At 68.0% G+C, this 25550-nt stretch carries 26 protein-coding genes; 16 read left to right on the top strand and 10 right to left on the bottom strand.

The features are described from left to right. Positions 1-951 (top strand): proline dehydrogenase family protein, encoded by a 951-nt coding sequence (locus BPODLACK_RS18000; protein WP_006436098.1) that lies wholly within the window; start codon positions 1-3, stop codon positions 949-951. Between the two features lie 383 nt (positions 952-1334). Further along, a complete protein-coding gene (locus BPODLACK_RS17995) occupies positions 1335-2591 on the top strand; it encodes an HNH endonuclease (protein WP_236577713.1) in 1257 nt (418 codons plus the stop codon). Positions 2592-2736: 145 nt separating this feature from the next. Here BPODLACK_RS17995 and BPODLACK_RS17990 read toward each other — a convergent pair whose 3' ends face one another. Beyond that, positions 2737-3285, bottom strand: coding sequence for a molybdenum cofactor biosysynthesis protein (locus BPODLACK_RS17990; protein WP_159405866.1), 549 nt, complete (start codon positions 3283-3285; stop codon positions 2737-2739). Between the two features lie 340 nt (positions 3286-3625). Here BPODLACK_RS17990 and BPODLACK_RS17985 point away from each other — a divergent pair, with 340 nt between their 5' ends. From BPODLACK_RS17985 to BPODLACK_RS17970, 4 genes are read left to right on the top strand one after another with little or no spacing between them, the layout of a single operon-like run. Then, positions 3626-3946 carry a DUF2249 domain-containing protein gene (locus BPODLACK_RS17985; RefSeq protein ID WP_191834818.1) on the top strand — a complete coding sequence of 107 codons (321 nt, stop codon included), beginning with the start codon at positions 3626-3628 and terminating at the stop codon, positions 3944-3946. A gap of 9 nt (positions 3947-3955) precedes the next feature. Then, on the top strand, positions 3956-4309 hold the full coding sequence (fdxA, locus tag BPODLACK_RS17980) for a ferredoxin (protein WP_024499937.1): 354 nt from the start codon (positions 3956-3958) through the stop codon (positions 4307-4309). Next, a complete protein-coding gene (locus tag BPODLACK_RS17975) occupies positions 4306-4926 on the top strand; it encodes a helix-turn-helix transcriptional regulator (RefSeq protein ID WP_159405865.1) in 621 nt (206 codons plus the stop codon). Before fdxA ends, BPODLACK_RS17975 begins: the two co-directional genes overlap by 4 nt. Continuing rightward, positions 4923-5399, top strand: coding sequence for a hypothetical protein (locus BPODLACK_RS17970; RefSeq protein ID WP_236577712.1), 477 nt, complete (start codon positions 4923-4925; stop codon positions 5397-5399). Before BPODLACK_RS17975 ends, BPODLACK_RS17970 begins: the two co-directional genes overlap by 4 nt. 15 nt (positions 5400-5414) lie before the next feature. On the opposite strand, the gene BPODLACK_RS17965 is transcribed toward BPODLACK_RS17970, so the two are convergent. Both BPODLACK_RS17965 and BPODLACK_RS17960 read right to left on the bottom strand, forming a co-directional pair. Beyond that, on the bottom strand, positions 5415-7127 hold the full coding sequence (locus BPODLACK_RS17965) for a substrate-binding domain-containing protein (RefSeq protein ID WP_159405864.1): 1713 nt from the start codon (positions 7125-7127) through the stop codon (positions 5415-5417). 113 nt (positions 7128-7240) lie between these two features. After that, positions 7241-7678 carry a type II toxin-antitoxin system Rv0910 family toxin gene (locus BPODLACK_RS17960; protein ID WP_006436091.1) on the bottom strand — a complete coding sequence of 146 codons (438 nt, stop codon included), beginning with the start codon at positions 7676-7678 and terminating at the stop codon, positions 7241-7243. Between BPODLACK_RS17960 and BPODLACK_RS17955 the strand changes: the two genes are divergently transcribed. Then, the gene (locus BPODLACK_RS17955) at positions 7656-8297 is read left to right on the top strand and encodes a DNA-3-methyladenine glycosylase (RefSeq protein WP_006436090.1); all 642 of its coding nucleotides are present in this window, start codon (positions 7656-7658) and stop codon (positions 8295-8297) included. The two genes, BPODLACK_RS17960 and BPODLACK_RS17955, sit on opposite strands and share 23 nt — an antisense overlap. Positions 8298-8305: 8 nt before the next feature. Here the strand turns inward: BPODLACK_RS17955 and BPODLACK_RS17950 are convergent, their stop codons facing one another. The 3 genes from BPODLACK_RS17950 to BPODLACK_RS17940 all read right to left on the bottom strand — a co-directional run bounded on the left by BPODLACK_RS17950 (position 8306) and on the right by BPODLACK_RS17940 (position 12309). Next, positions 8306-8566: an antitoxin gene (locus BPODLACK_RS17950; protein ID WP_159405863.1), complete on the bottom strand. Its 261-nt coding sequence runs from the start codon at positions 8564-8566 to the stop codon at positions 8306-8308. Positions 8567-8641: 75 nt separating this feature from the next. Continuing rightward, entirely contained in the window at positions 8642-11128 is a 2487-nt protein-coding gene (locus BPODLACK_RS17945; protein ID WP_159405862.1) for an HAD-IC family P-type ATPase, read from the bottom strand. Next, the gene (locus BPODLACK_RS17940; RefSeq protein ID WP_024499929.1) at positions 11125-12309 is read right to left on the bottom strand and encodes an MBL fold metallo-hydrolase; all 1185 of its coding nucleotides are present in this window, start codon (positions 12307-12309) and stop codon (positions 11125-11127) included. Before BPODLACK_RS17940 ends, BPODLACK_RS17945 begins: the two co-directional genes overlap by 4 nt. Positions 12310-12482: 173 nt before the next feature. Here BPODLACK_RS17940 and BPODLACK_RS17935 point away from each other — a divergent pair, with 173 nt between their 5' ends. The 4 genes from BPODLACK_RS17935 to BPODLACK_RS17920 all read left to right on the top strand — a co-directional run bounded on the left by BPODLACK_RS17935 (position 12483) and on the right by BPODLACK_RS17920 (position 16961). Further along, positions 12483-13142 carry a TetR/AcrR family transcriptional regulator gene (locus tag BPODLACK_RS17935; RefSeq protein WP_236577711.1) on the top strand — a complete coding sequence of 220 codons (660 nt, stop codon included), beginning with the start codon at positions 12483-12485 and terminating at the stop codon, positions 13140-13142. Beyond that, positions 13126-14415 (top strand): alanine racemase, encoded by a 1290-nt coding sequence (locus BPODLACK_RS17930; RefSeq protein ID WP_024499927.1) that lies wholly within the window; start codon positions 13126-13128, stop codon positions 14413-14415. Before BPODLACK_RS17935 ends, BPODLACK_RS17930 begins: the two co-directional genes overlap by 17 nt. Then, a complete protein-coding gene (locus BPODLACK_RS17925; RefSeq protein ID WP_035760863.1) occupies positions 14403-15734 on the top strand; it encodes a D-arabinono-1,4-lactone oxidase in 1332 nt (443 codons plus the stop codon). Before BPODLACK_RS17930 ends, BPODLACK_RS17925 begins: the two co-directional genes overlap by 13 nt. A gap of 120 nt (positions 15735-15854) precedes the next feature. Further along, the gene (locus BPODLACK_RS17920; RefSeq protein WP_024499925.1) at positions 15855-16961 is read left to right on the top strand and encodes an XdhC family protein; all 1107 of its coding nucleotides are present in this window, start codon (positions 15855-15857) and stop codon (positions 16959-16961) included. 148 nt (positions 16962-17109) lie between these two features. On the opposite strand, the gene BPODLACK_RS17915 is transcribed toward BPODLACK_RS17920, so the two are convergent. Continuing rightward, a complete protein-coding gene (locus BPODLACK_RS17915) occupies positions 17110-17841 on the bottom strand; it encodes an enoyl-CoA hydratase (protein ID WP_006436082.1) in 732 nt (243 codons plus the stop codon). A 102-nt stretch (positions 17842-17943) separates the two neighbouring features. Here BPODLACK_RS17915 and BPODLACK_RS17910 point away from each other — a divergent pair, with 102 nt between their 5' ends. The 5 genes from BPODLACK_RS17910 to BPODLACK_RS17890 all read left to right on the top strand — a co-directional run bounded on the left by BPODLACK_RS17910 (position 17944) and on the right by BPODLACK_RS17890 (position 22219). Continuing rightward, positions 17944-19086, top strand: a complete 1143-nt coding sequence (locus BPODLACK_RS17910; protein ID WP_024499924.1) for an NAD(P)-binding domain-containing protein — start codon at positions 17944-17946, stop codon at positions 19084-19086. A 79-nt stretch (positions 19087-19165) separates the two neighbouring features. Then, a complete protein-coding gene (locus BPODLACK_RS17905) occupies positions 19166-19477 on the top strand; it encodes a helix-turn-helix transcriptional regulator (RefSeq protein ID WP_006436080.1) in 312 nt (103 codons plus the stop codon). After that, entirely contained in the window at positions 19477-20100 is a 624-nt protein-coding gene (locus tag BPODLACK_RS17900) for a hypothetical protein (RefSeq protein WP_159405874.1), read from the top strand. The genes BPODLACK_RS17905 and BPODLACK_RS17900 overlap by 1 nt, the downstream gene beginning before the upstream one ends. Next, positions 20097-20993, top strand: coding sequence for an ABC transporter ATP-binding protein (locus BPODLACK_RS17895; protein WP_006436078.1), 897 nt, complete (start codon positions 20097-20099; stop codon positions 20991-20993). The genes BPODLACK_RS17900 and BPODLACK_RS17895 overlap by 4 nt, the downstream gene beginning before the upstream one ends. Beyond that, the gene (locus tag BPODLACK_RS17890) at positions 20990-22219 is read left to right on the top strand and encodes an ABC transporter permease (RefSeq protein ID WP_024499923.1); all 1230 of its coding nucleotides are present in this window, start codon (positions 20990-20992) and stop codon (positions 22217-22219) included. Before BPODLACK_RS17895 ends, BPODLACK_RS17890 begins: the two co-directional genes overlap by 4 nt. Positions 22220-22357: 138 nt before the next feature. Here BPODLACK_RS17890 and BPODLACK_RS17885 read toward each other — a convergent pair whose 3' ends face one another. The 3 genes from BPODLACK_RS17885 to BPODLACK_RS17875 form a co-directional block, all read right to left on the bottom strand. After that, positions 22358-23722 carry a cryptochrome/photolyase family protein gene (locus BPODLACK_RS17885; RefSeq protein ID WP_024499922.1) on the bottom strand — a complete coding sequence of 455 codons (1365 nt, stop codon included), beginning with the start codon at positions 23720-23722 and terminating at the stop codon, positions 22358-22360. A 14-nt stretch (positions 23723-23736) separates the two neighbouring features. After that, positions 23737-24105 (bottom strand): FKBP-type peptidyl-prolyl cis-trans isomerase, encoded by a 369-nt coding sequence (locus BPODLACK_RS17880; RefSeq protein ID WP_006436075.1) that lies wholly within the window; start codon positions 24103-24105, stop codon positions 23737-23739. 62 nt (positions 24106-24167) lie between these two features. Continuing rightward, positions 24168-25490, bottom strand: a complete 1323-nt coding sequence (locus BPODLACK_RS17875; protein WP_006436074.1) for a citrate synthase — start codon at positions 25488-25490, stop codon at positions 24168-24170. Positions 25491-25550 lie beyond the last annotated feature (60 nt).

The raw sequence follows: 25550 nt of genomic DNA, 5'->3' as shown, positions 1-25550 counted from the left end.
GTGAGCACGCTCTTCGACAGCGTCTTGCGGCCGACGATCATCGCCGCGGCGCGCAGCGAACGGATCAAACAGGCCTCACAGCGATGGTCGACGACCGAGAAGGTCGTGCGGCGGTTCGTACCCGGCGAATCACTCGACGACGTGCTCACCGCGATCAGACGTGAACTCGACGACGGACTCGCCGTGACCATCGACTTCCTCGGCGAGGACACCGTCGACGAGTCGCATGCCGACGCCACCGTCGCCGCTTATGTGGCTCTGCTGCAGGCGATGCCGCGCCTGGCTCCGGTGCCACCCGGTTCGCTGGAGGTGTCACTGAAACTGACCGCACTCGGCCAGAGACTGCCCGAGCACGGCGCCAAGATCGCCGAAGAGAACGCACGGACGATCGCGGAGGCGGCGCGGTCCGCGGGTGCGTCGGTCACCGTCGACGCCGAGGACCACTCGACCGTCGACGAGCGATTGGCCGTGGTGCGCTCGCTGCGGCGCGACTTCCCCGACGTCGGGACCGTCCTGCAGGCATATCTCCGGCGCACCGAGGACGACTGCGCCGAGTTCGCGGAGTCGGGTGCGCGAATCCGGTTGTGCAAGGGCGCCTATGCCGAACCACCGTCGGTCGCCTACCCCGACCGTGGTCAGGTCGACGAGGCGTACCTCCGCTGCCTTCGAATCCTGATGAAGGGCAACGGCTATCCGATGGTCGCCAGCCACGATCCGACGATGATCGAGGCCGCGTCGATTCTGGCGAAGGAGTTCGATCGGGCTCCCGACACCTGGGAGCACCAGATGCTCTACGGCATCCGCAGCGACGAGCAACGTCGGCTCGCCGCCGCGGGAGCTCGAGTGCGAGTGTACATCCCGTACGGCACCGAGTGGTACGGATACTTCGTCCGTCGCCTCGCCGAGAAGCCGGCGAACCTCGGGTTCTTCCTGCGCGCGCTGGCGGGGTAGAGGCCGGGCGGACCCAGGTTCAGGACCCGGGATCGCGTTGTTGCCGTCCCAGCCGGTGACGTGCACACCGGACGGCGACCGGCTGCGCATCGCCGGCCCGGGAAAGACCCTGACCAAACCGTCGTGTTGACCGAACACCCGGATGTGGAGAAACATGGTAGTTGAACATATGTTCGAGTAAAGTGGGTCAAGCAGGGTCATGGCGGAATTGACCACGGTTCTCGACCATCTCACCGATTCGCGCGGTCGACTTGGTCGGTGTGCAGTTCTTGTCAGACCCCCGATGTAGAACTGAAGACGCACGAAGAATTCACTCCAGAGCAGCAGTCAACGACGGTCCCACTCAACCGCTTGTACACCTCAGAAGAGGGATGGCTGCCGTCATGATCGACACCGACACGACTCCACTCGACGCAATCCTCGATCAACTCGTCGAGATCACCCCACCCACCGACGACCCCACCGGCGTCCACACGTACTCACAGCTGCGCCGATGGATACTGCTGCGCAACCTCGCCGATCACCGCATCGCCTCCTTCACAGCACAACTCGATGAGCTCGGCGTCGCCGCAAAAGCCGGCTCCACCACCAAAAACCTGTTGATCGAGATCGGACTCCCACCCGCAGCAGCCACTCGTACCGCCCGCATCGCCGACCACCTCGGCACGCTGGACAAGATCGAAACCTGCGCAGCTGACGGCCGCCTCGCGGGTGAAGTCGTCGACGCCATCGTCCGCGGGATGTCCACGATCGAGAAACGCTCCCCCACATCACTTTCCGACGACGACCGAACCATCTACCAAACCGAACTCCTCACCCAGGCCCTGTCCGGCGCCACACCCACCGACATCCAGAAGCACGCCCAAATGATCGGCAACACCATCGCCGACACCACCGACGACGGCATCCCCGCCAGCGACGACCGATCCCTGGACACGCTGTCGCACAGCCTCACCGACGACAACCGCATCGACATCCGCGCCAACGTCACACAAGTCGTGGGCGAGAAACTCATCGCCATGATCGACGAACGCAGCACACCGCGCCCCGAACCCGGCGCCGACGACCGACGCTCCCCCGAACAACGACGCGCCGACGCCCTCGAGACACTGCTCGACCAAGCCGCCGTCGGAGCCGCCATCGACACCATCGGCAGCCCGCGAACCCAGACAGTGCTGACCATCCCCGCCGACAGCGGCAATCCCGCATTCCTGCCCTGGACCGGCCCGGTCACCCACGCCACCGCGAAACAACTGTCCTGCGACGGGACCCTCACCGAGATCATCATCGACGGCGAGACCGTGCCACTCGAGATGGGCCGCGAACGACGACTCTTCCCCGCCCACCTACGCAAAGCGATCATCCTGCGCGACGAGACCTGCATCAAATGCGGTGCGCCGCCATCACACACACAGATCCACCACATCCAACACTGGACCGACGACGGTGACACCGAGCTCGACAACGGCTGCCTGCTCTGCCAACGCTGCCACACACAGGTCCACCACAACGGCTGGGACATCATGATCGGCTTCGACCGCCACCCCTGGCTCATCCCACCCGCCGACATCGACCCCCAGGGCCGCGCCCTACCCGCCCACAACCGACGCACCATGCGACTCGACGACATCGCCGCCTGACACAGACTCTCGCGCAGAACCTTCCGCACCCGACACCCGCCGGGACCGCATCCGTACCTTGACAACTCCACAGTGTGAGAAGTGAGCCACCGCAGACGGTGCCTTTTCCGCTCGGCCGCGCACCCGAGCTCGAAAGCACCCATCATCACATCGGCTGGGCTCGCCTCACCTGGGCGGCGGCGCGGGCGGCGTCGAGTTCGACGTCGGTGATGATCGTCGCGGGACCGATGTGCAGGGTCCCCGACGTCAACGGCTGCGCCCGGAGTCCGCCACGCCCGATGAGCGCCTTGCGCACGCCCTCGCCGGCGACGGTGTCCATCCACGAACACGGATGTGCGGGACGCCCACCACGGAAGCGGATCGGGCCGGAACCGGTGTCGAGCTCGAACTCCCTCCCGCGCAACGGGTCCAGTTCGACACCGCGGACCACGACGTTGCGTCGGGCCGATACGGGGTCCACGTCACCGGCCGCCGCGGTCCAGGCCTCGAGGGCAAGGAAGGTCACCGCGGCTTCGGTGTGGGCCTTCACGCCGAAGAAGCGATCGCCTCGAATGCCCTTGTCGGCGACGATCTCCACCGTGTCGGGTGTGTGGGTCTCGACCTCATCGGCGGGACCGTCCTTGGGCCGTCCGAAGTACGCATGCTTCGGGGACACCACGAAGGTGACGATCTCGCAGGGGTATTCGTACCGCATCAGGTGGACCCTTCGAGGCTCATCGACTTCGAAGCGCTCCTTCGTCGCTCACTCAGCCCGGCGCACTCACGCAGCGCGTAGCAGCGGTCACGAACCTGATCAACCGGGTCGATCGGCACAACCACCACCCGTCCTCGTCGAAGGCGCGCACCTCGTCCGTCCGACAATTCTCTGGCCTTCCCGTCGGTGAGGATGCACCCCAGACGCTATCGCTCCCGGCGCGCCGCCGCGGACATCAGCCGCCGAATGGGCGTGGCTGCCAGCGGGGATGCGGCGGCCGGACGGACGTGCTTTAATTTTCACAACCTTAATTCGTGTTTAATAGGAAGGTGCTTCGGACATGGCCGATATCGAACTCGACGTCCGGGAGATCCCCAAGCCGCAACGGCATCCCAAGATCTTCGGCATCTTCGACGATCTGTCCGTCGGTGAAGCGCTGATCCTGGTCAACGACCACGACCCCATCCCGCTGCACGGTCAGTTCGAGGACGTTCGCGCCGGGGCGTACTCCTGGGAGTATCTCGTCCGTGAACCCCGCGACTACCGGATTCGTATCGGCAAGACCGCCGACGTGGAGCCCGCCTCCCCCGACGCACCGGCGGCGACCCACAACCCGGCGACAGCGCCCGAGTCGGCGCAGCAGCTGCTCGGCGACAACTGAGCTGCGATCATGACCTACGTCATCAGCCTGCCGTGTGTGGACGTGATGGATCGTGCCTGCGTCGAGGAATGTCCGGTGGACTGCATCTACGAAGGCGGTCGCAGCCTCTACATCCACCCCGATGAATGTGTGGACTGCGGCGCCTGCGAGCCGGTGTGTCCAGTCGAGGCCATCTTCTACGAGGACGACCTACCCGAGGAGTACGCCGGTTACCTGACCGACAACGCCGACTTCTTCACCGAGACGCTGCCAGGCATGGACTTGCCGCTCGGATCGCCAGGCGGAGCGGCCAAGCTCGGGGCCATCGCGGCCGACGCCCCACTCGTCGCATCCTTACCTCCGCAGGAGAACCCGTTGGAATGAGCCTGCGCACCACGTTGACAACACTGCTACGCGACGCTCCCGATGGTGCGACGCTGACCGAGCTCGCGAGCGCGGCCGATGTGCCACCGACCACCGCACGCTTCCACCTCGACGCGCTGGTGGCCGATGGCGTCGTAGAACGCGACACCGCCCCGCCTGCGGGACGGGGCCGGCCACGAGCGGTCTACCGTACGCGCCGGCGCATGGATCCGGCCGGCCCACGCAACTATCTCGCCCTGGCGAGATCGCTGATGGCCGCCCTCGGTGACGTCCCGGATGCCGCCGAGCGGGCCACCCGGGCCGGGGAAAAGTGGGGTCAGGAACTCGGCGACAGCGGGCACGACCCGGTGCCGGTACTGCTGGCTGCCTTCGCCGACGCCGGTTTCGCCCCCGAGCCGGTCCCGGCCGCCACAGACGAACACATCCGGATCGCCCTGCGCCACTGCCCATTCCTGGAGCTCGCGCAGGCCGACCCGCAGATCACCTGCGCGGTCCACCGCGGCCTGATCCGCGGCGTGCTGCGCAGCTGCGGGAAGGATCCCGACACCACTGTCCTGCTGCCCTTCGCGGGCGGCGACCACTGCGTCGCCGCTGTGACCGCTGGTGACGCCCCGTGACCGCCGGGCAATCGGACCTCACCGTCCGGGGCGGGCAGATCAGCATCGACCGCTTCACCTGCCTCGGTACAGCCTGCGTGGTGGTCGGCGGCCTGGTCGCGGCGGTGGCGCGGCCGCTGGATCTGACCAAGGGCAGCTGGCTGGCGGCCTACCTGGTGCTGGTCTGCGGGGTGGCGCTCGCGGTCATCGGCGCCGCCCAGCAACACACCCGCGAACCGGTGCCGCCGGGTGTCCAGCATCTGCAGCTGACCGGCTGGGTGGTGGCCAACGGCCTGGTGATCGGGGGATCACTCGCCGAGCTGCCCTATGTCGTCGATGCCGGGTCCCTGATCCTGTTCCCCGTTCTCGCGCTCACCGCCTGGGCAGGCCGCAGCCTTGCCAGAGACTTCCCCCTGGCCGGCGGCGCCTATCTGGCAACGATTTTCGTCCTCGCGAGCAGCATCCCCGTCGGCATCGTGCTCGCACATCGCTGAACCGGCCAGGCGCGGTCAGCGACCGGCCGCGGCGACGCGCGCCTGGATGGCGTCGACGAAGACGGTCCGGATGTCGGCGGCGTTCTCGGCGATGTAGGTGGTGCCGCCGGTGGCCTCGGCGATCTGCTTGAGCGCGTTGGAGTCCGCGTCGTCGGAGATGCCGATGGTCAGGACCAGCACGGGTCGCGCCGGATCTTCGAGTCGCTTCAGCTCGGCCAGCAGTTCGTCGAGGCCGATGCTGTTCGGATCCTCGTTCTGGCCGTCGGTCATGATGATGACGCTGTTGGAGTAGTTCGGGTCATAGGTGTCCTGCACCTTCTTGAACGCGGCGAGCGTGGTGTCGTAGAGGCCGGTGCCGCCACCCAGATCCGACAGTCCCTCCTCGACCGCCCTGCCGAGCGCATCACGGTGCGTCCCACTGCCCGACCGCGCGTCGAGTCGCCGGATGGGTGCCATCTCCACCCAGTCCTGACCTTCACCGCCCTTGTCGACACTGAACGCCCAGCCACCGATCATCGTGTTGTTGGGGAACAGCTTCAGGCCCGTCTTCGACGCATCGATCAGCAGTCCCGCGCGGGTGGTGCCGCCGGCGGGCGTCTCCATCGAACCCGAGGTGTCCTGGACGACGAGGCTGCGGATCGGTACACCGAGCACCTGCCACTGGCGCAGTGCCTTGTCGACCGCCGACGGATCGCGCAGCTGCAGTTTCTTGACCGGCTCGCCGACCCCGTTGCCGTCGGCGTCGCGGTAGCCCGCCTCGGTCAGCGCCTTGCGGCCCGCATCCGTGTTCAGTGCCGCGACGAGTGCGGTACCGGCGTCGTCGGCCACCTGCTGGCGAGCCGCGGACGCGGTGTTCACCAGGGGGTAGTCGAGCATGACGGTGCCCGAGGCGGGAATGGTGGACTTCAGCTTCGACCCCTGATGGGTGCGCATGAAGAGCTCGTACTGCTGCTCGGTCGTCACCACCGGCACACCGGAGGTGTTGGCCAGGTTGAGTCGGGTGCCCTCGTTGTCGTTGGCGAGGCGTGCGTTGTTCTGCTGGATGGCCAGGATCGTCATGGCCTCGGTGAACTTCTCCTCCGGGAGTTCGCCGGCGTCGACGGCCGCGAGCGCGCCGATGATCGGGGCGTCGCCGGTGCTGGTGTCGACCGGGCTGCCGGTCCTCAGGTCGGGCAGCTTCATGACGTCGACCCACGTCTGCAGTTCGGGGACGTTCTCACCGGCGACGACGGCCGGGGTGGAGGCGGTCGACGGCGACACCAGGTCGAGGTCGCGGCGGACCTGCGTCGTGACACGACGTGCCTGCACCTGCGAGTCGGCGACCCAGAGGTCGGGGGCGGCGGCGCCCTGTGTCAGCAGACCGGGCACGTCGGCACCGGCCGCGGTCTGGACGTCGTAGTCGTAGCAGGAATCCGCGGACGCCTGACGTGCCACCTCGCGGAGGGGTCCGGTCATCGCGGCGTCGGAGGCGACCGCCACCCGGGTCCGGTCGCCGCACCCGCCGGAGCCGGCCTGCCAGATGATCACGCCGGTGACCAGCACGACGACCGCGACGAGGGCGACGATCGCCCAGAGCCAGCCACCGCGCCGGCCGCTGCCGGCCTCCCGGTGCTCGAAGCCGAAATCGTCGTCGGACCGGCTGTTGCCGCCCGCGGCTCCCCCGCTGCTCGCAGCAGCCCTGGACCAGTCGTTTCCGCCGCGGTCGGCATCTGAGCTGTGACGCCCCATAGTTACTCTCGTTCCCCTCGTACGGCGGTGTTCTCCACCGTCTGACGCATCGCTGTCACCCGTCACCGCGTCGGCGCGGTGCCCGATGAGGCCCGCGCGACGTCACGCGCGGATCAGCCGAACACCTCTCGGAATTGCTGCAGCGACTTTCGCAGATCCCCCGATACCGCCAGGACCGCGGTCTTCCCCACGGGCCCGATGAGCGGCAACCCACCCAGATCAACAGTGAAGGTTACTTCCGATCCGCGCGAAGTGGGAATGATGCCGAGATCGAGCTTCGCCTTCACCCCGCCTTTCCCGCTTCCCTTGAGGCGTACGTGCGACACCGGGTCGAACTTCTCGATGACCCAGTCGAAGCGCACCCGCGTGCCCTTGACCCTGACGATCGAGGCGATCTCGATGCCCGTGCGCAGCTCTCCGGCGGCGGGGATCGGGCTGCGCCAGGTCTCGTGGATCAGCAGCCACTCCGAGTACCGCTCCAGGTCCGACGCGGCGGCCCAGGTATCTTCCGGAGACAGTTCAACCTCGATGGAGTCACTCGTCTTCGCCATGGTCTCAGAGCCTAGTGTCCGCGCGTCCGATCCTCCCGCACCGGTGGCCGAACAGGCCCGCGGGCTACTCGGCGTTCATCTGACCGGCCACGGCGTGACGATCCAGCTCACCGAGGTGGAGGCGTATGCGGGCCCGGACGATCCCGCATCGCATGCCTACACGCGGACCGCCCGTTCGGAGATCATGTACGGCCCGCCGGGACGGCTGTACGTCTACCGCATCCACGGCCATCACTGCGCCAACGTCGTGGTGCGCGGATCGGGCCCGGCGGCGGCGGTCCTGCTGCGGGCAGGCGAGGTGGTCGACGGGGTCGAACTGGCACGTGCCCGACGCGGCGCCGCGCGCTCGACGCCGGTACCCGACGATCGGCTCGCGAGCGGGCCGGGAAACCTCTGCCGCGCGCTCGGGATCACGATGGCCGACCTCGGCACCGATCTCACCGATCCGGCCACGCCTGTGACTCTCGACACATGTCGCCGCGGACCGCTCCCGGAGCTGCCGGTGACCGCCGGCCCGCGCGTCGGCGTACGACGCGCGGCCGACCTGTCGTGGCGGTTCTTCTTCGACGGTCACCCGACCGTGTCGGGGTATCGGCGCCACCCGCGCGCCGGCGGGTGACCTGCTACCTACTGCGGGTTCTGCGGGTTCCGGGGCTGCGGGCTCTGCTGGCCCGGCAACGGCTCCCCTGGGTTGGACGGCGGGGTCTGACGCGGGGTGCCCTGCTCCGGCGCGCCGACGGCCTTGCGGACGGCGTCCTGGGCCTTGTCGACCTGGCCGGCGTACTTGTTCTTGGTGGCCTTGTCGATGGCGTCGCCGCCCTTCTCGATCAGGTTCGGGTTCTTGCGCAGCGTGTCGCGTGCCTTGTTGACGAGTCCCTTGAGATCCATGACGTCTCCTGTGTGTCGACGAGCCGAATGTCTTCCGGCCATACGCCGCAGAGTTTAGCCGCCTGCACGGCGTGTTCACGCGGCCGCCGCGTCGACCTCCACGGAGTGTTCCGCGGGCGAACGGTGGGTCGCGATCCACCGCGGCACCACCCGCGAAACGGCCTCCACGCACACGATCCCGATCGCCGCCGAGACGAGCGCAACCGAGTTCATCGTCGCGTTGGACGAGTCGAGACGGAAGAAGTCCTGGGTGAACGGCCACGCGAAGATCAGCACGTAGGCTCCGGCCGAGACGCCGAGCAGGACGACCTTCCACCAGGTGTAGGGCCGGGCCACCACCGCGAGAACGTAGACCGCGATCGCGATGAGCGTCATGAGCGACGCGGTCGCGGCCTGCGTCTGCGCCGGCGACAGGTCGACGGCGTCACCGCCGACCTCCACCCCCGGACCGCCGGGGTTGACGATCAGATAGGTGACGAAGGTGCACAGGCCGACGATGACGCCGTTCGGGACCGCCTGCAGCAGCACACGGCGGACGAAGCCGCGTCGGGCGCGTTCGTTGTTCGGGGCCAGCGACAGCACGAACGCGGGAATGCCGATCGTGAACCACGCCGAGATCGTCACGTGGATCGGCTGGAACGGGTAGCTCAGCGGATCGGAGTCGAACAGCTTGCCCAGCACACCGCCGACGCCCACGAACAGCGCCAGGAGCACCGCGTACACCGTCTTGGTGAGGAACAGGTTGGACACGCGTTCGATGTTGCCGATGACGCGGCGGCCCTCGCCCACCACATACGGCAGGGTGGCGAACTTGTTGTCCAGCAACACGATCTGGGCCACCGATCGGGCGGCCGAGCTGCCCGACCCCATCGCGACACCGATGTCGGCGTCTTTGAGTGCGAGCACGTCGTTGACACCGTCGCCGGTCATCGCGACGGTGTTGTCCCGCGCCTGCAGCGCCTTGACCATCGCGCGCTTCTGGTCGGGGCGGACCCGGCCGAACGTGACGCCGTGCTCGACGACATCGGCCAGTTCGTCGGTGTCGTCCGGCAGCCGGCGCGCATCGACCGACGTGTCGGCGGTCCCGAGCCCCAGTGATTCGGCGACCGCGCCGACCGAGCGGGCGTTGTCGCCGGAGATCACCTTGACCGCGACGTGCTGCTGTTCGAAGTACTCGATGGTGCCGCGCGCGTCGGGCCGGACCCGCTGTTCGAGCACGACGAGCGCGACCGGGGTCACGGTGCCGGGGGCGACCGCGCCGCCGGCGGGTTCGGTGTCGACGGGGACGTCGGTGCGCGCGAGCAGCAGGACACGCAGCCCGGTGGCACCGATGTCGGAGGCGAGCTGTGCGGTCTGCCCGCTGGGATCGAGCAGCACGTCGGGTGCGCCGATCAGCCAGTTGCCCGCGTCGTCGCCGGCCGGGCCGTCGAACGACATGCCGCTCCACTTGGTGGCCGAGGTGAACGGTTTGATGGCCGACACGGTCCACGCGGGCGGCGTCGGGTATGCCTCGGCGACCGCGATCATGCTGGCGTTGGGCCGCGGGTCGTGGGCCGCCAGCGCGGCCAGCACCTCCCCGGCCCGGTTCTCCGGCACGTCACCCACGAGCCTCAGTTCGGACAACCGCATGCCGTTCTCGGTGAGGGTGCCGGTCTTGTCGGCGCACACCACGTTGACCCGGGCAAGCCCTTCGATCGCCGGGAGTTCGTTGACCAGGCACTGCCGCTGACCGAGCCGCACGACGCCCACCGCGAAGGCGATCGAGGTCATCAGCACCAGACCTTCGGGGACCATCGGCACCAGGGCGGCGACCATTCCCAGCAGCGCGTGCTTGAGACCGTTGTCGCTGATGAACAGCTGATTGACGATGGTGAGGAGGCCGGCGGGAATCAGCAGCCAGGTGATCACCCGCAGGATCTGGTCGATCCCCGACCGCAGTTCGGAGGAGACGAGGGTGAACTTCGACGCCTCGGCGGCGAGTTGCGCGGCGTAGGCGTCCGCCCCGACCTTGGTCGCGCGGTAGGCACCGCCGCCGGCGACCACGAAACTGCCGGAGAGGACCCGCGCACCCGGGTCCTTGTCGATGGGGTCGGCCTCACCGGTGAGCAGCGACTCGTCGACGTCGAGTGCGATCGCCTCGATCACCTCCCCGTCGACGACGATCTGATCGCCGGCGCCGATCTCGATGATGTCGTCGAGGACGACCTCGTCGGGCGACACCTCGGCGACCTCACCGTCGCGCCGCACCCGGGGCCGGGTCTGGCCCACGATGGCCAGCTTGTCGAGGGTGCGTTTGGCCCGCACCTCCTGGACGATGCCGATCGTCGAGTTCGCGATGATCAGCAGGCCGAACAGTCCGTTGATGAGTGATCCGGTGAACGCGACGATGGCGAAGAGGACGCCGAGTATGGCGTTGATGCGGGTGAACACGTTGGCGCGCACGATGTCCGCGACGCTGCGACCCGAACGGTCGGGCATGGAGTTGACCTTGCCGTCGGCGACCCGCTGCGCCACCTCGGCCGCGGTCAGGCCGGGCTCGATCGTCTCCGCCGTGGTGCTCACGCCGAAACCTCCCACCAACTCGAGTGCGCCACACCCGTTCCGGTGCGATGTTCGATGTCGATCGAACCACCGGGTTGCGGTACGAGCACAGTCGGGTCGCCGTGGTGTGAGGCCGCCTGCAACCGCGCGATCGGCTCGCCCCACGGATGGCGTGCGAGATTGAAGGTCCCCCAGTGGATCGGGATCATCACCGAATCGGCTCCCGCGCCGGGCGACACCATCCGGTGCACCGACAGCGCCTCCTCCGGGTCGACGTGGACGTCGGGCCACAGCACGTCGTAGGCGCCGACGGCGATCAGCGTGAGGTCGAAGGGACCGAGTCGCGCACCGACGTCCTCGAAGCGTTCGGTGTGCCCGGTGTCGCCCGAGAAGAACACCCGGTGGGTGTGCCCGGCGATCGCCCAGCTCCCCCACTGCGTCAGATTGCGGACCAGCCGCCGACCCGAGAAGTGGCGCGCCGGACCGCAGGTGAACCGCAGCTCACCGCCGCGCGTCGCGACGACCACCTCGTCCCACCAATCAGCCTGCCGGATCCGGCCCTCGGCGATACCCCAGGACATCAGGTGTGCGGCGACGCCGATGGTCGTGACGAAGACCGCGTCCGGCTGGGTGGCGGCGATGGTGGTGACGGTGTCCATGTCGAGGTGGTCGTAGTGGTCGTGGCTGATGACCACCACGTCGATCGGCGGCAACTCTCGCGCCGGAAGCGGCGCCGCGTGCATGCGCGCCGGACCGACGAGCTGACTCGGGGAACACCGGCGGCTGAGCACGGGGTCGGTGATGATGCGCGCTCCGTCGATGTCGACGATCGCCGTCGCATGTCCGAGCCAGGTGGCCGAGAGGTGCGCGGGAGCGTCGAAGGTCGGGACGGTGAGCATCACCGGCCGTCGGGGCCGTCCCGGGCGGCGTGCCATGTCGGCGAGCACCTGGAGGTCCGCGGCGACGGACGCCTCGGGCGGTTCGGGGTTGTCGAAGACCCCGTCGCGCAGGTTCGGTGACGTGCGGACATGCGGCATGATCTCCTCGCGGGTGGCGCCGAGCGCGCGTGCCGGGCCGAGACCGCCGGCGGCGAGCCGTCCGGCCACCGCGTCGGCCATCATCGCCCCCGCCGATGTCACCCGCCCGAGGACCCGCGAGGTCGCGTCGGAGCCGGTTCTTCCGGGGTTCGAGGTCACGTCCACACAGTAATCCGATCGGCGGGGGTACGACGTGAAGCGCGACGACGCCGGAACCGAACCTCACACGGCCGGATGCGGATTGTGAGCCGGGGCCGGGATCGGCACATCTTCGGCGGTGAACCGCGCAAACGCGATCAGCGGCACTGATAGGCTGCGGCGAACATTGTCCATCGCACATGCGCAGGCGCATGTGGGCCAAGGGGTTGACCGTCGTGCCACGGATGTCCGTCGAACAGCGTCGAAGCGCGCTCATCGAGTCGGCCTACCGGGCGATCGCCGATCACGGTGTCGAGGGTGCCACCACCCGCCGGATCTGCGCTCACGCCGGAATGCCTCTCGCGAGTTTCCACTACGCGTTCGAGAGCCGCACGGCGCTACTGTGCGCGGTGATGGAGCAGGCCGTCCCCGTCGACATCGAGCGGATGCTGCATTCGGTCATGCCCGCCGCCGACTTCGGACCGAACCCCGACGTCGACGCACTCAAAGCGAACATCGTTCGCCAGTTCCATGCCTTCGTCGACCTCCTCAAAGCCGATCCCGGCCGCATGCAGGCGACGATCGCGCTCGGTATCTACGCGCACAACCATGCGGAACTGCAGCAGGTCGGCAAGGTCATGTACGAGCAGCTCTACCGGGTTGCGTCGTTCGGTCTGCAGGAGACGGCCGAACTCGCCGGTCTGACGTGGACCCGGCCGACGGAGGAAATCGGCCCGTTCATCATCGCCGCGACCAACTCGATCACGCTGATCTACCTGAGCACCGGCGACGACAAGGTGGTCGACTCGATCATCACCGCCGTCGCCGACCAGCTCGTCAACTATGTCACCTTCGACTGACGGTTCGGCCGACAGATCCTCGGCGGTCGGGGTCGGCGATCTGTGGGCGCGAGATCCCGAGCAGTACTGGGCGGCGATCGATCAGGCGGTCTCCGTGGCCGGGCTCGACGCCCCGGTCCTCGCCCTCGACCGGGCAGCTCTCGAGCACAATGCCGCCGACCTGCTGCGACGCTCGGCCGGTGTCCCCATCCGGATCGCCAGCAAGTCCCTCCGCGTGCGTTCGGTGATCTCCGACCTCGCCACCCGCACCGGTTTCCACGGTGTGCTCGCCTACGACCTCGCCGAGGCGCACTGGCTGGCGACGTCGACGGCGATCGAGGACATCCTGCTCGGTTATCCGAGCGTCCGCCGGGAAGCGTTGGCCGCCTTCGTGACCGACGAGGTGGCGACGAGCCGGGTGAGTCTGCTCGTCGACTCGGTCGATCAGCTGGACATCATCGATGCGGTCGCGCCACCCGCATCGCGCCGGCCGATCCGGGTGGCCATCGACCTCGACGCGTCGTACCGGCTCCTCGGTGGTCGCGTGCACATCGGGGTTCGGCGTTCACCGGTGCATACCCGTCGCGATGCCGTCGAGCTCGCCCGGATCATCGAGTCGCGGAACGGTTTCCACCTGGTCGGCGTGATGTCGTACGAGGCGCAGGTGGCCGGGGTCGCCGATGCGGTTCCGGGGAAGGCCGTCGTCAACCGGGTGGTCGGCGCGATGCAGCGCCGGTCGATGGCCGAACTGCGCCGCCGGCGCGGGAAGATCATCGGCGAGCTGCGGCAGATCGCCGAACTGGAATTCGTCAACGGCGGCGGCACCGGATCCCTGGAGGCGACCGCCGGCGATCGATCGGTCACCGACATCGCGGCGGGCAGTGGCCTTTTCGGTGGCCATCTCTTCGACGGTTACGCCCGGTTCCGACCCGCACCCGCACTGTCCTTCGGACTCGACGTCGTCCGACGCCCCGCCCGCGACATCGTCACCTGCGCCGGTGGCGGCTGGATCGCCTCGGGACCGCCCGCACCCGATCGTCTCCCGAAACCGGTGTGGCCCAGTGGACTCGAGTTCGTCGGCACCGAGGCTGCCGGCGAGGTGCAGACCCCGCTCCGCGGTGAGGCCGCCGCCACGATGGCGATCGGCGACCGGGTATGGTTCCGGCACACCAAGTCCGGCGAGGTCTGCGAGCGTGCCCGGCACGTCGCGATCATCGATCGGGACGACGCGGGTCATGCGGTGGTGGGTGAGGTCGTGCCGACCTACCGAGGCGAAGGGAAATGCTTTCTGTGAGCGGGACACCGACTGCCACCGGACACAACTGGCAGAACTGGGGTGGCACCGCGTCGTGCTCACCGAGCCGGGTGGTGCGTCCGACGAGCGTGGCCGCGATCGCCGACATCGTCCGGGAGACCGCCGGGCGGGGCGGCACGGTCAAGACCGTCGGCGCCGGACACAGCTTCTCCACCATCGCCGTGGCCGACGACGTCCAACTCGAGCTCTCCGGTCTGCGGGGCCTGGCCGGCGCCGACGGGCGCCGGGTGACGCTACATGCGGGCACACACCTGCACGAGATCCCCGCATTGCTGGCGCCTCGGGGCCTGGCGATGGCCAACCTCGGCGACGTCGACCGGCAGACCATCGCGGGCGCGATCTCCACCGGCACACACGGCACCGGGCTGGGGTTCGGCGGCATCAGCACACAGATCGCCGGCGTCAAACTCGTGAACGGCAGAGGCGAGATCGTCACCGTCGGCCCCGATGACCCGGAATTACCCGCCGTCGCACTGGGTCTCGGCGCACTCGGGGTACTCGTCGAGATCACGCTCGACTGCGTCGACAACTTCCGGCTGCACGCCGTCGAGGGACCTGCTTCCACCGACGATGCGATCGCCGGCTTCCTCGACCGCGTCGCCGAGTCCGACCACCACGAGTTCTACATGTTCCCGCACACCAATTGTGCGCTCATGAAGACGAATACGCGACTGGGCACCGATGCACCGATCACCGGGCCGCCGCGGTTCCGCCGCTATGTCGACGACGAGTTGTTGAGCAACAAGGTCTTCCGGCTGCTGTGCGAGGTCGGCGTCCGCGCACCCCGTCTGGTCCCCGCCATCAACGCGGTGGCCGGCCGCAGTCTGTCGTCGCGCGAGCTCACCGACACGTCGACCAGGATCTTCGTCTCCGACCGGGATGTGCGCTTCCGCGAGATGGAGTACGCCATCCCGCTCGAGAACGTCCCCGAGGCACTACGGGAGATCCGGGCGCTGCTCGACCGCCGCGAGTACCGCGTGAGCTTCCCCATCGAGGTCCGTGCCGCGGCGGCCGACGACCTGATGCTCTCCACCGCCACCGGACGCCGCAGCGGGTACATCGCCGTGCACCGCTACCACCGCGACGACCCGGCCGACGCCGCCGCCTACTTCGCCGACGTCGAGTCGATCCTCACCGGCTTCGACGGACGACCCCACTGGGGCAAGATGCACACTCGCGACGCCGAGTACCTGCGCTCCGTCTACCCGCGGTTCGACGAATTCCGTGCGGTGCGCGACAAATTCGATCCGTCACGTGTGTTCGCCAACGACTACCTGCGACGGGTGCTGGGCGACTAGCAGTCGGCCTCTACGTCGATGTCGCGGATCGTGTCGACCACCGCCACGATCCGCGACATCTGTTCCGTCGTCATCAGGCACCGGTGGCCCGGGCGACGGTGATCTGGTCAACTGGAACACATGCGCGACATCCTGCCCGACCTGCTCGGCGTCCTCGGCGGCGCAGACGCACGTCCGGTGGCGCTGTGCCGGGTGGTCGCGACCGCCGGCTCCGCTCCGCGTGAGGTCGGTGCGGCGATGGTCGTGACAGCCGAGAGCGAAGTCTTCGGCTCGGTGTCCGGCGGCTGCGTCGAAGGCGCCCTGGTCCACACCGCGCAGCAGGTCCTGTCCGACGGGATCGCGGTCGTCGAACAGTTCGGCATCGAGGACCCGCGCGATCCAGCACCCGGCCTGACCTGTGGCGGTCAGATCGACGTCGTCGTCGAACGGATCGAGCCGACGCCGGAACGGCTCGGTCAGCTCCGACGCCTCGCCGACGCGCTGGCCGCCGATGAACCGATCGCCGTCGCCACCACCCTCACCGCCGACCCGGAGTGGTACCTCGCGACCGAGACCTCCCAACCGCCGTGGCGACGCCTCGACCGCGACGTCGCCGACATGCTCGCCACCGGACGCTCCGGCGTGATCGGCGTCGACGACTGCGAGGTCACCGATCCGGCCGCCCCGACCGACCGGCCGCGCACCTTCGTCCAGACCTTCGCCCCGGCGGCGCGTCTCATCCTCGTGGGCGCCAACGACTTCGTGCGCGCGCTGAGCGCACTGGGCTCGACGCTCGGGATGCGGGTCACCGTCGTCGACGCCCGTCCGGTGTTCGCCACCCCGGAGCGGTTTCCCGACGCCGACGAGGTGATCGTCGGCTGGCCCGATCGCTATCTCGCCGAACAGATCCGGGATCGGCAGATCGGCTCGACCACCGCACTGTGCGTGATGACCCACGACACCAAGTTCGACGTGCCGACGCTCCGCACCGCACTCCGCTCACCGACCTTCGGCTTCATCGGTGCGCTCGGCTCCCGCCGCACAGCCGCCGACCGCAACCGCCGCCTTCGCGAAGAGGGTGTCGAAGAGGAACAACTCGCGCGACTGCGGTCGCCGCTCGGATTGGACCTCGGCGGGCACACTCCCGCCGAGGTCGCGGTCGCCGTGGCCGCCCAACTCATCGCCGAACGGCATGGCGCGCCGGCCGCACCCCTCTTCGAGGGCGCCGGGCCCATTCACCGGAACTGAGAGACGGACCGGGGCGGATCGCGCGCCGCTCCCGAAAACCGCCCCCGAAAAGCACCCCGTGGGGTGTCACCGAAGACGATATGTCGTCCGTGGGCTCAGGCGGGGTCGATTTCGGGGGCGCTTTTCGACCGCCTGAACCCGACGACCCTCAGTGCCCGACGAACCGCGGAGGGCGCTTCTCGGTTCGCGCGGCGCGACCCTCGGCCATGTCGTCGCTCTGCCAGGCGCGCATCATCGCGGCAACCCGATCCTCGGGTGCGGTGTCGCGGGCGCCGTCACCGTTGAGGACCAGCTTGTAGTGCTGCAGGGTGAGCGGCGCGAGGTCGGCGATGGTGGCCGCCCAGTGTTGCGCATCGGCGAGATCGCCGATGCGATTGGCGAATCCGAGGGTGTGCGCTCGGTCGGCGTTGAGCGGGTCGCAGCCGATGAGCATTCCTCGCGCCTGCCCGGCACCGACCAGCGACACCAGTCGGCGGATGGTCCACTCGTCCACGGCGACACCGAGTTTGGCCGCCGGAATGGCAGCAATCGCGTCCGGGGCCATCACCCGGAGATCAGCGGCCATCGCCAGCTGGAGTCCACCACCGATCGCAGAACCGTTGAGCGCGGCGATGACCGGTACCGGCGTCTGCTCGATCTTGTGCAGCGTCGACACCAGCTTGTCGAGGAAACCGGAGTCGTAGACCGGCCCGGACAGGTCGGCTCCCGCGCTGAACACCGAGCCGCGTCCGGTCACCACGATGGCCCGCGCACCGGCGTCGACCGCGGCGCCGAAGGCGTCGGCGAGCCCGCTGAGCATCTTCTCGTTCAGCGCATTGCGCTTGTCGACACGGTCCAGCTCGATGGTGACAACGGCGCCCTCGGTGGTGGAGTGAATCATGGGCGCCAAGCCTACCGATCGCACCGTCGAGCCGAGCCGTGACAGGGTGGTCAGGTGCAGAACACCACGCCGAGCAGCACGACGCAGAGCAGCACATCTCAGATGGACACGTCCGTCTCGGACCCCGTCGACGTCGAGGAGCACTCGGATGTCGTGGTCATCGGCGGCGGCCAGGCGGCGCTGTCGGCGGCCTACTTCCTGCACCGCTTCGGCCTCGGCGATCGGTACCAGGTGCTCGACCACGCGCCGGGACCCGGCGGGGCCTGGCAGTTCCGGTGGCCGACGCTGACCCTGGCCACCGCCAACCGGGTCCACGACCTGCCCGGCTGGGGCATCGTCGAGGCGCTCGGCCTCGATTGCGATCAGCTGCCCGCAGCCACCGCGGTCCCCGACTACTTCGGCCGCTACGAGGAGAAGTTCGGCCTCCACGTCCGTCGGCCGGTGCATGTGCGTTCGGTTCGACGCGGTGACACGAATCTTCGGGGCGAGGGCTTCCACGTCGAGCTGGCCGACGGACGCACCGTGACCGCGAATGTCATCATCAACGCCACCGGGACGTGGGACCGCCCGTTCATCCCGCACATCCCCGGCGCGCCTGATTTCCGGGGCCGCCAGCTCCACACCCACGACTACCGGTCGCCGCAGGAATTCGCCGGCCAACGGGTCCTCGTCGTGGGTGCGGGGATCTCGGCGATCCAGCTGTTGATCGAGATCGCCCGGCAGGCACCGGACGTCGAGACGTTCTGGTGCTCGCGGCGCGAACCCGTCTTCAACTCCCAACCGTTCACTCCCGAGCAGGGCCGCGAGGCCGTGGCCCGCGTCGAGCGTCGTGTCCGCGCCGGACTCCCCCCGACGTCGGTTGTCTCAGTGACCGGGCTGGCACGCACCCCGGCGATCGCCGCCGCACAGCGCGACGGAATCCTGAAGTGGCGCCCCATGTTCACGCGCATCACCGAGACCGGCGTCTGCTGGGACTGCGGTCCGCAGGGCGGCGAACACCTCGATCTCGACGTGATCTTCTGGAACACCGGGTTCCGCAGTTCGCTGGATCATCTCGCGCCGTTGAGGCTGCGCGCGCCGGGTGGCGGGATCACGATGACCGGCCGTCTCGCGACGGTCGTCGAGGCGGACCCGCGGATTCAGCTGATCGGTTACGGGCCGTCGGCGTCGACGATCGGCGCCAACCGGGCCGGCCGGGAAGCCGCGCGCGTGGCCGCTGACCTGCTCGGAGTCGTCTCCCGCTGACCTCACCACCATCCGGCGACAAACCCGTCGTCGTCCGAAGACGTTGACAAATTGTTGCGTTTTCCCAACACTTGGTGAGGTGAGCCCAATACGCCGTGGGGAAAAGCTCCCCATCTACAACCGCATCGGCGTCTTGCGTGCGGAACGACAGATGTCGCGAGCCGAGCTGGCGAACCTCGTCGGCATCAACGTGCAATCGGTCGGCGCGCTCGAGCGGGGCGACAACTACCCGAGCCTCGACCTCGCGTTCCGCATCTGCGATGTCTTCGACCTGCCCGTCGAAGCCGTGTTCAGCCGTACGCCGTTCGGCGCCATGTCAGCCGAGCTCTACCGGCGCGATACGCGACCGGCATCGAACGGCTCGCCCACCAACGACACCGGAGGTGAATGATGAACGACCCGAACTCGGCGTTCCCAGAGGAGGTCAAACCCGAGCTCTGGCGCCGTTATGAGGACTGGCGGGGACGCCGTCACGAGGAGTTCAATGCCAAGCACGCACATCGCCTGCCGTCGTGGCGCAATCAGCGCGCGTACCGACGACTGGTTGTCGCACTGATCGTCGCGCTCGTTGTCATCATCGGCAGTTCGTCTCTCGCGTTCCTGTCCTCGGGTTGGTTCCTACTCCCGTTCGGCATCGGACTCGTCTCGGTCATCTCGATCCTGACGGCACTGCGCATCGTGACCGGGTCCGTCGCCGACGCGCCCGTCTCCACGCTCGACGAAATACAGCTCGCACAATGCAACTCGGCACGTTCGTTCGGATTCTTCGTGCTCTATGCGGTGATGTTCATCCCCTACTTCGTCCTCATCGCGATCAGCATGCGCGACGAGGTCCCGGGCCAGTGGGTCTACGGCAGCGCCATCCTGCTCATCTCGCTCGTCCTCTCCTCGATCTGCGTGCCCACCATGCTCATCGCCTGGTGGATGGGCGACCCCGACCCGGAAGATCTCATCGACGGACCGCGGATACCCACAGACAAGACCACCACCGGCAGGAAGGAACGCGAAGCATGAACGCACCTCTCATCGTCGACGGTCTCCACAAGCGCTACGGGGACCTGGTCGCCCTGCGCGACATGACTTTCCACGTCGAACCCGGCGAGATCTTCGGTTTCGTCGGCAGCAACGGCGCGGGCAAGTCGACCACGATGCGCATCATTCTCGGGGTGTTGTCCGCCGACGCCGGCGAGGTCCGGCTCGGCGATCGCCCCATCGATCTCGATCTGCGCCGGCGGATCGGCTACATGCCCGAAGAACGCGGCCTGTACCCGAAGATGAAGGTCGGCGAACAACTCACCTTCCTCGCGAGGCTCCACGGCATGAACACCGCGGACGCCGAGGAATCGGTGCGGCGCTGGACCGATCGGCTCGGCGTCGGCGCCCGGTACGACGACAACGTCGCCGACCTCAGCCTCGGCAACCAGCAGCGCGTCCAACTCGCCGCCGCGTTGGTCCACGATCCCGAGGTGCTGGTGCTCGACGAGCCGTTCTCCGGGCTCGACCCGGTTGCCGTCGACGTCATGAGTGATGTGCTCAAAGAGAAGGCGGCCGAGGGCATCCCGGTGATTTTCTCCTCCCACCAGCTCGATCTCGTCCAGCGCCTCTGCGATCGCGTCGGCATCGTCGCGCGCGGCGAGATGCGGGCGCTGGGCACCGTCGACGCGCTGCGTTCCCGCGACGGCATCACCCTCGAGGTCACCGGCCCCCGATCCGATGTCGCGTGGGCCGACGCGCTCCCCGGCGTCCGCGGTGTCGACTACGGCGAGACGACCCGCCTCCTCGTCGACCCGGACGTCGCCGACGACCAGCAGATCCTGTCCGCCGCACTCGACCACGGCCCGGTTCACCGCTTCACGACGTCCACCCCCTCCCTCACCGACTTGTTCCGAGAGGTGGTTTCGACATGACCGCACTGCACCACGCCCCCGACACGACAACCCGCCCCTCCCCCAAGGCATCGGCCGCCCAGGCGATTCGACTCGTCGCCGAGCGTGAGATCACCACTCGCGCCAAGACCAGGTCCTTCGTCGTCAGCACGGTGCTGCTGATGGTCGTCATCATCGCCGGCGCCATCGTCATCAACCTGCTCGCCGGCGGGGAGGACGTCGAGAAGGTCGCCGTCGTCGGACAACCGGCGGCGGTCACCGAATCGATTGTCGCGATCGGTGATTCGGCCGGCACCACCATCGCCACCGAGCCGGTGGACACCGTCGAACAGGCACGGTCCCGGGTCGCCGACGGTGACGTGGCGGCGGCACTCGTACCAGGAGAGACCCCGGGCTCCTACGTGATCCTGAGCAAGGACGGCGCCGACCCGGCCGTCGAAGGCCCCATCCGGACAGCGGTGTCGCAGGCAGGCCTCGCCGACGCACTGACGGCCCGCGGCGTCGACGCGGCCTCGCTTCCCGCCGTGGACATCTCGGTGACACAACTCGAGCCGACTCACCCGGACGAGGGCGAGCGCCTCGTCATCGCCCTCGTGGGTGTGGTGCTGCTGATCACCGCGATCATGATGGGCGGCACGATGGTCGCGGTCGGCGTCGTGGAGGAGAAGACGTCTCGTGTCGTCGAACTGCTCCTGGCGACGATCAAGCCACTGCATCTGTTGTGGGGCAAGATCATCGGCATCGGAACGGTCGCTCTGGCACAGGTCGTGCTGCTCGGTGCGACGGCGCTGATCGCCGGGACCGCCACCGGCATTCTGACGCTTCCCGGCGCGGCGGTCGGGATGTTCGCGGCCGTCATCGCCTGGTTCGTGCTCGGCTTCCTGTTCTTCGCGTCCCTCTACGCCGCGACCGGCGCCATCGTGTCACGCCAGGAAGAGCTCAGCTCGGCGTCTTTTCCCCTGACGGTTCTCGCCATGGCGGTGATGTACGCCGGGATCTTCGGTGTGCAGGCGCTGGATTCGACCCTGATCAAGGTGCTCAGCTGGATTCCGCCGTTCAGCGCGGCGCTCATGCCGATGCGGATCGCGAGCGGCGACACCGACACCCTGCAGATCGTGCTCACGTTACTGATCATGGCCGTCGTCTGCGCGCTCGCCACCTGGGTCGCGGCACGGATCTACCAGCGGTCGATCCTGCGCACGGGGTCGCGCCTCGGATGGGGCGAGGTGCTGAAGCTGGCGCGGTAGGGGTTTCGACACGCTCAACCGGCAGACCCCCCGCCGGTTGAGCCGGTCCCGAGCGAAGCGAGGCACCGCGTCGAAATCCCCGCCGGTTGAGCCGGCCCCGAGCGAAGCGAGGCACCGCGTCGAAACCACAGGCTCCGTTCAGATCTGGCCGAACCTGCGCAGGGCTTCTTCCCGCTCGGCCTTGTGGTCGACGATCGGGTCGGGATAGTCGTCGGCGTCGGTGTCCCCGACCCAGCGCCGGATGTACTCACCCTCAGGGTCGAACTTCTTGGCCTGCGCCTCGGGATTGAACACCCGAAAGTACGGGGCCGCATCGGTTCCCGTACCCGCAGCCCATTGCCAGCCGTGATTGTTCGACGCCATGTCGCCGTCGACGAGCTGCTCGAGGAACCACTTCGCACCCCACCACCACGGCAGGTGGAGATCCTTCACGAGGAACGACGCGGTGACCATCCGGACCCGGTTGTGCATCCAGCCGATCTCGGCCAACTGTCGCATCCCGGCGTCTACGAGCGGGAAACCGGTGCGTCCGGCCTTCCACGCCTCGAAGCGCTCGTAAGCCTTCTCGTCGGTGTCCAGAGCGATGCCGTCGAACTGGCGATTCCAGTTGTGCCACAAGCTGTGTGGCCAGTGATAGAGGACGTCGGCGTAGAAGTCGCGGAAGGCGAGCTCGCGGAGGTAGGCCTGCGCGCCCCTCGAGGCTCCGTCGCTACGCTCCTTCGCACCTCGGGGAGCAGAACCGGCGTCGTCGCTGCGCTCCTTCGCACCTCGGGGAGCAGGACGCGTCAGATCGGCGGCCAGGGTGCGCGGGTGGATGTTGCCGTACTTCAGGTACGCCGACATCCGGCTGGTCACGTCGGCGGCGGGGTCGTTGCGTCCGGTGTCGTAGTCGGCGAGATCGTCCTCGACGAACTCGGCCCACCGGGCGAGCGCGGCATCCTCTCCGGCCGGAAACGACAGCCTCGTCGGCGCCTTCGGGATTCTGATCCGGCCCGACTTCGTCACGTCCGACGGGTCGAGAACCGCTGAATCCGGGACCGACGAATCGGCCGGCTTTCGCCAGCCGTGATCGCGCCACCGGCGAAAGTACGGGGTGAAGACCTTGTACGGCTCGCCGTCGTCCTTGGTGACCCGGCCGGGCGAGACGAGGTACGGCGAACCCGTGGCCTCGAGCGGGGTGTCGCCCAGCGCCTCGTCGACCGCCTCGTCACGGCGTCGACCGAACGGCGAGAAGTCCCCGGAGATGTGTACGGACCCGGCGCCGACGGCCCGGGCCAGCCGCGGGATCTCCTCCTCCGGCCGACCGCGGACGACGAGGAGTCTGCCGTCGAGCTTGGCGTCGACCTCGCGGAGCGAATCGAAGAGGAACGCGAGGCGTCGCTCCCCCGACGACTTCTCCAGCCGGGGATCCACCACAAAGCACAGAAGGACCGACGAATCGGTCCCTCTGGCTGCAGCTAGCGCTGGTAGGTCACTCAGGCGCAGATCGCGCCTGAGCCACACCAGGTTGGTGGACGTCAGCCCACTCCGAGCAGGTCGATGACGAACACGAGGGTCCGTCCCGAGAGGCGGTGCCCCGCCCCGGCCGGTCCGTAGGCCAGCTCGGGCGGAACCGTCAGCTGACGGCGGCCGCCGACCTTCATGCCGGGGATGCCTTCCTGCCAGCCCGGGATCAGCCGGTCCAGCGGGAAGTTGGCCGACTGGCCGCGATCCCACGAGGAGTCGAACTCTTCGCCGGTCTCGTAGTCGACACCCACGTAGTGGACGTCGACGACACCCCCGCGGACGGCCTCGGCACCGTCACCGACGATGAGGTCGGCGATGGAGAGGTCGGCCGGCGGAGGACCCGCCTGGAACTCGACTTCGGGCTTCTCAGTGCTGGTCACAGGACTCTCCTTTGAGTCGGGCGGTCAGTCGTTGTTCCGGGTGGTCGGCGCCGAAGCGTCGCTCAGCGATCGCCCATCTGCACGTAGTCGCGCTCGGTGTAGCCGGTGTAGAGCTGACGCGGACGGCCGATCTTGGTGGTCGGGTCCTCGTGCATCTCACGCCAGTGCGCGATCCAGCCCGGCAGGCGGCCCAACGCGAACAGCACGGTGAACATCCGCGTCGGGAAGCCCATCGCACGGTAGATGACGCCGGTGTAGAAATCCACGTTCGGGTACAGCTTGCGCTCGATGAAGTAGTCGTCGGACAGAGCGACCTCTTCGAGACCCTTCGCGATGTCGAGCAGGTCGTCCTGCACGCCGAGGGTTTCCAGGATCGAGTCGGCGGTCTTCTTCACGATCGCGGCGCGCGGATCGTAGTTCTTGTAGACGCGGTGACCGAAGCCCATCAGCTTGACGCCGGCTTCCTTGTTCTTCACCCGCTTCATGAAGTCCTTGGTGTCGCCACCCTCGGCGCGGATGGCGTCGAGCATCTCGAGCACCGCCTGATTGGCGCCACCGTGCAGCGGACCCCAGAGGGCGTTGATGCCGCCGGAGATCGAGGTGAAGAGGTTGGCCTGAGACGAGCCGACGAGGCGCACCGTCGAGGTCGAGCAGTTCTGCTCGTGATCGGCATGCAGGATGAACAGCATGTCGAGTGCCTTGGCGACGTCCGGGTTGACCTCGTAGGGCTCGGCCGGGAAGCCGAAGGTCATGCGCAGGAAGTTCTCGACGAGGCTCAGCGAGTTGTCCGGGTACAGGAACGGCTGGCCGGCCGACTTCTTGTAGGCGTAGGCGGCGATGGTCGGCAGCTTCGCCAGGAGGCGGATCGTCGACAGCTCGACCTGCTCGTCGTCCTTGGGATCGAGAGAGTCCTGGTAGTACGCCGACAGCGCGTTGACCGCACTCGACAGCACCGGCATCGGATGCGCGTTGCGGGGGAAGCCGTCGAAGAAGCGCTTGAGATCCTCGTGCAGCAGGGTGTGCCGCTGGATCTTGGTGGTGAAGTCCTCGAGCTGCGACGGGGTCGGGAGCTCTCCGTAGATGAGGAGGTAGCTCACCTCGATGAAGGTCGACTTCTCCGCGAGCTGCTCGATCGGGATGCCGCGGTACCGCAGGATGCCGGCGTCGCCGTCGATGTAGGTGATCGCCGACTTGGTCGACGCCGTGTTCACGAAACCACCGTCGAAAGTGGTCAGGTTTGTCTCGGCAAGGAACTTGCCGAGCGCAACCGAGTCAGTGCCCTCGGTGGCCTTCAGGATCGGGAGCTCCAGCTGTCCACCGGGGTAGGTGAAGGTCGCTGAGGCCGTGTCGGACGCCTGGTCGGCTGGGACTGTTTCAGCAGACACACGAACCCCTTATTCAGATCAGAGTTTTGACAGTGTCCGGGTAGGACACACAGGTACAAA

It is taken from the genome of Gordonia sp. YY1, assembly GCF_009872315.1.
Classification (GTDB): domain Bacteria; phylum Actinomycetota; class Actinomycetes; order Mycobacteriales; family Mycobacteriaceae; genus Gordonia; species Gordonia amicalis.
This window is presented reverse-complemented; position numbering and strand designations above follow the sequence as displayed.

Bases quoted from the DNA above. Each gene is read 5' to 3' on its own strand.
- BPODLACK_RS17990 (WP_159405866.1), bottom strand. From the start codon at position 3,285: ATGCGGTACGAATACCCCTGCGAGATCGTCACCTTCGTGGTGTCCCCG.
- BPODLACK_RS17960 (WP_006436091.1), bottom strand. From the start codon at position 7,678: ATGGCGAAGACGAGTGACTCCATCGAGGTTGAACTGTCTCCGGAAGAT.
- BPODLACK_RS17925 (WP_035760863.1), top strand. From the start codon at position 14,403: ATGCTTTCTGTGAGCGGGACACCGACTGCCACCGGACACAACTGGCAG.
- BPODLACK_RS17995 (WP_236577713.1), top strand. From the start codon at position 1,335: ATGATCGACACCGACACGACTCCACTCGACGCAATCCTCGATCAACTC.
- BPODLACK_RS17965 (WP_159405864.1), bottom strand. From the start codon at position 7,127: ATGGGGCGTCACAGCTCAGATGCCGACCGCGGCGGAAACGACTGGTCC.
- BPODLACK_RS17930 (WP_024499927.1), top strand. From the start codon at position 13,126: ATGTCACCTTCGACTGACGGTTCGGCCGACAGATCCTCGGCGGTCGGG.
- BPODLACK_RS17890 (WP_024499923.1), top strand. From the start codon at position 20,990: ATGACCGCACTGCACCACGCCCCCGACACGACAACCCGCCCCTCCCCC.
- BPODLACK_RS17910 (WP_024499924.1), top strand. From the start codon at position 17,944: ATGGACACGTCCGTCTCGGACCCCGTCGACGTCGAGGAGCACTCGGAT.
- BPODLACK_RS17935 (WP_236577711.1), top strand. From the start codon at position 12,483: ATGCGCAGGCGCATGTGGGCCAAGGGGTTGACCGTCGTGCCACGGATG.
- BPODLACK_RS17895 (WP_006436078.1), top strand. From the start codon at position 20,097: ATGAACGCACCTCTCATCGTCGACGGTCTCCACAAGCGCTACGGGGAC.
- BPODLACK_RS17915 (WP_006436082.1), bottom strand. From the start codon at position 17,841: ATGATTCACTCCACCACCGAGGGCGCCGTTGTCACCATCGAGCTGGAC.
- BPODLACK_RS17985 (WP_191834818.1), top strand. From the start codon at position 3,626: ATGGCCGATATCGAACTCGACGTCCGGGAGATCCCCAAGCCGCAACGG.
- BPODLACK_RS17950 (WP_159405863.1), bottom strand. From the start codon at position 8,566: ATGGATCTCAAGGGACTCGTCAACAAGGCACGCGACACGCTGCGCAAG.
- BPODLACK_RS17975 (WP_159405865.1), top strand. From the start codon at position 4,306: ATGAGCCTGCGCACCACGTTGACAACACTGCTACGCGACGCTCCCGAT.
- BPODLACK_RS17920 (WP_024499925.1), top strand. From the start codon at position 15,855: ATGCGCGACATCCTGCCCGACCTGCTCGGCGTCCTCGGCGGCGCAGAC.
- fdxA (WP_024499937.1), top strand. From the start codon at position 3,956: ATGACCTACGTCATCAGCCTGCCGTGTGTGGACGTGATGGATCGTGCC.
- BPODLACK_RS17900 (WP_159405874.1), top strand. From the start codon at position 19,477: ATGAACGACCCGAACTCGGCGTTCCCAGAGGAGGTCAAACCCGAGCTC.
- BPODLACK_RS17955 (WP_006436090.1), top strand. From the start codon at position 7,656: ATGGAGTCACTCGTCTTCGCCATGGTCTCAGAGCCTAGTGTCCGCGCG.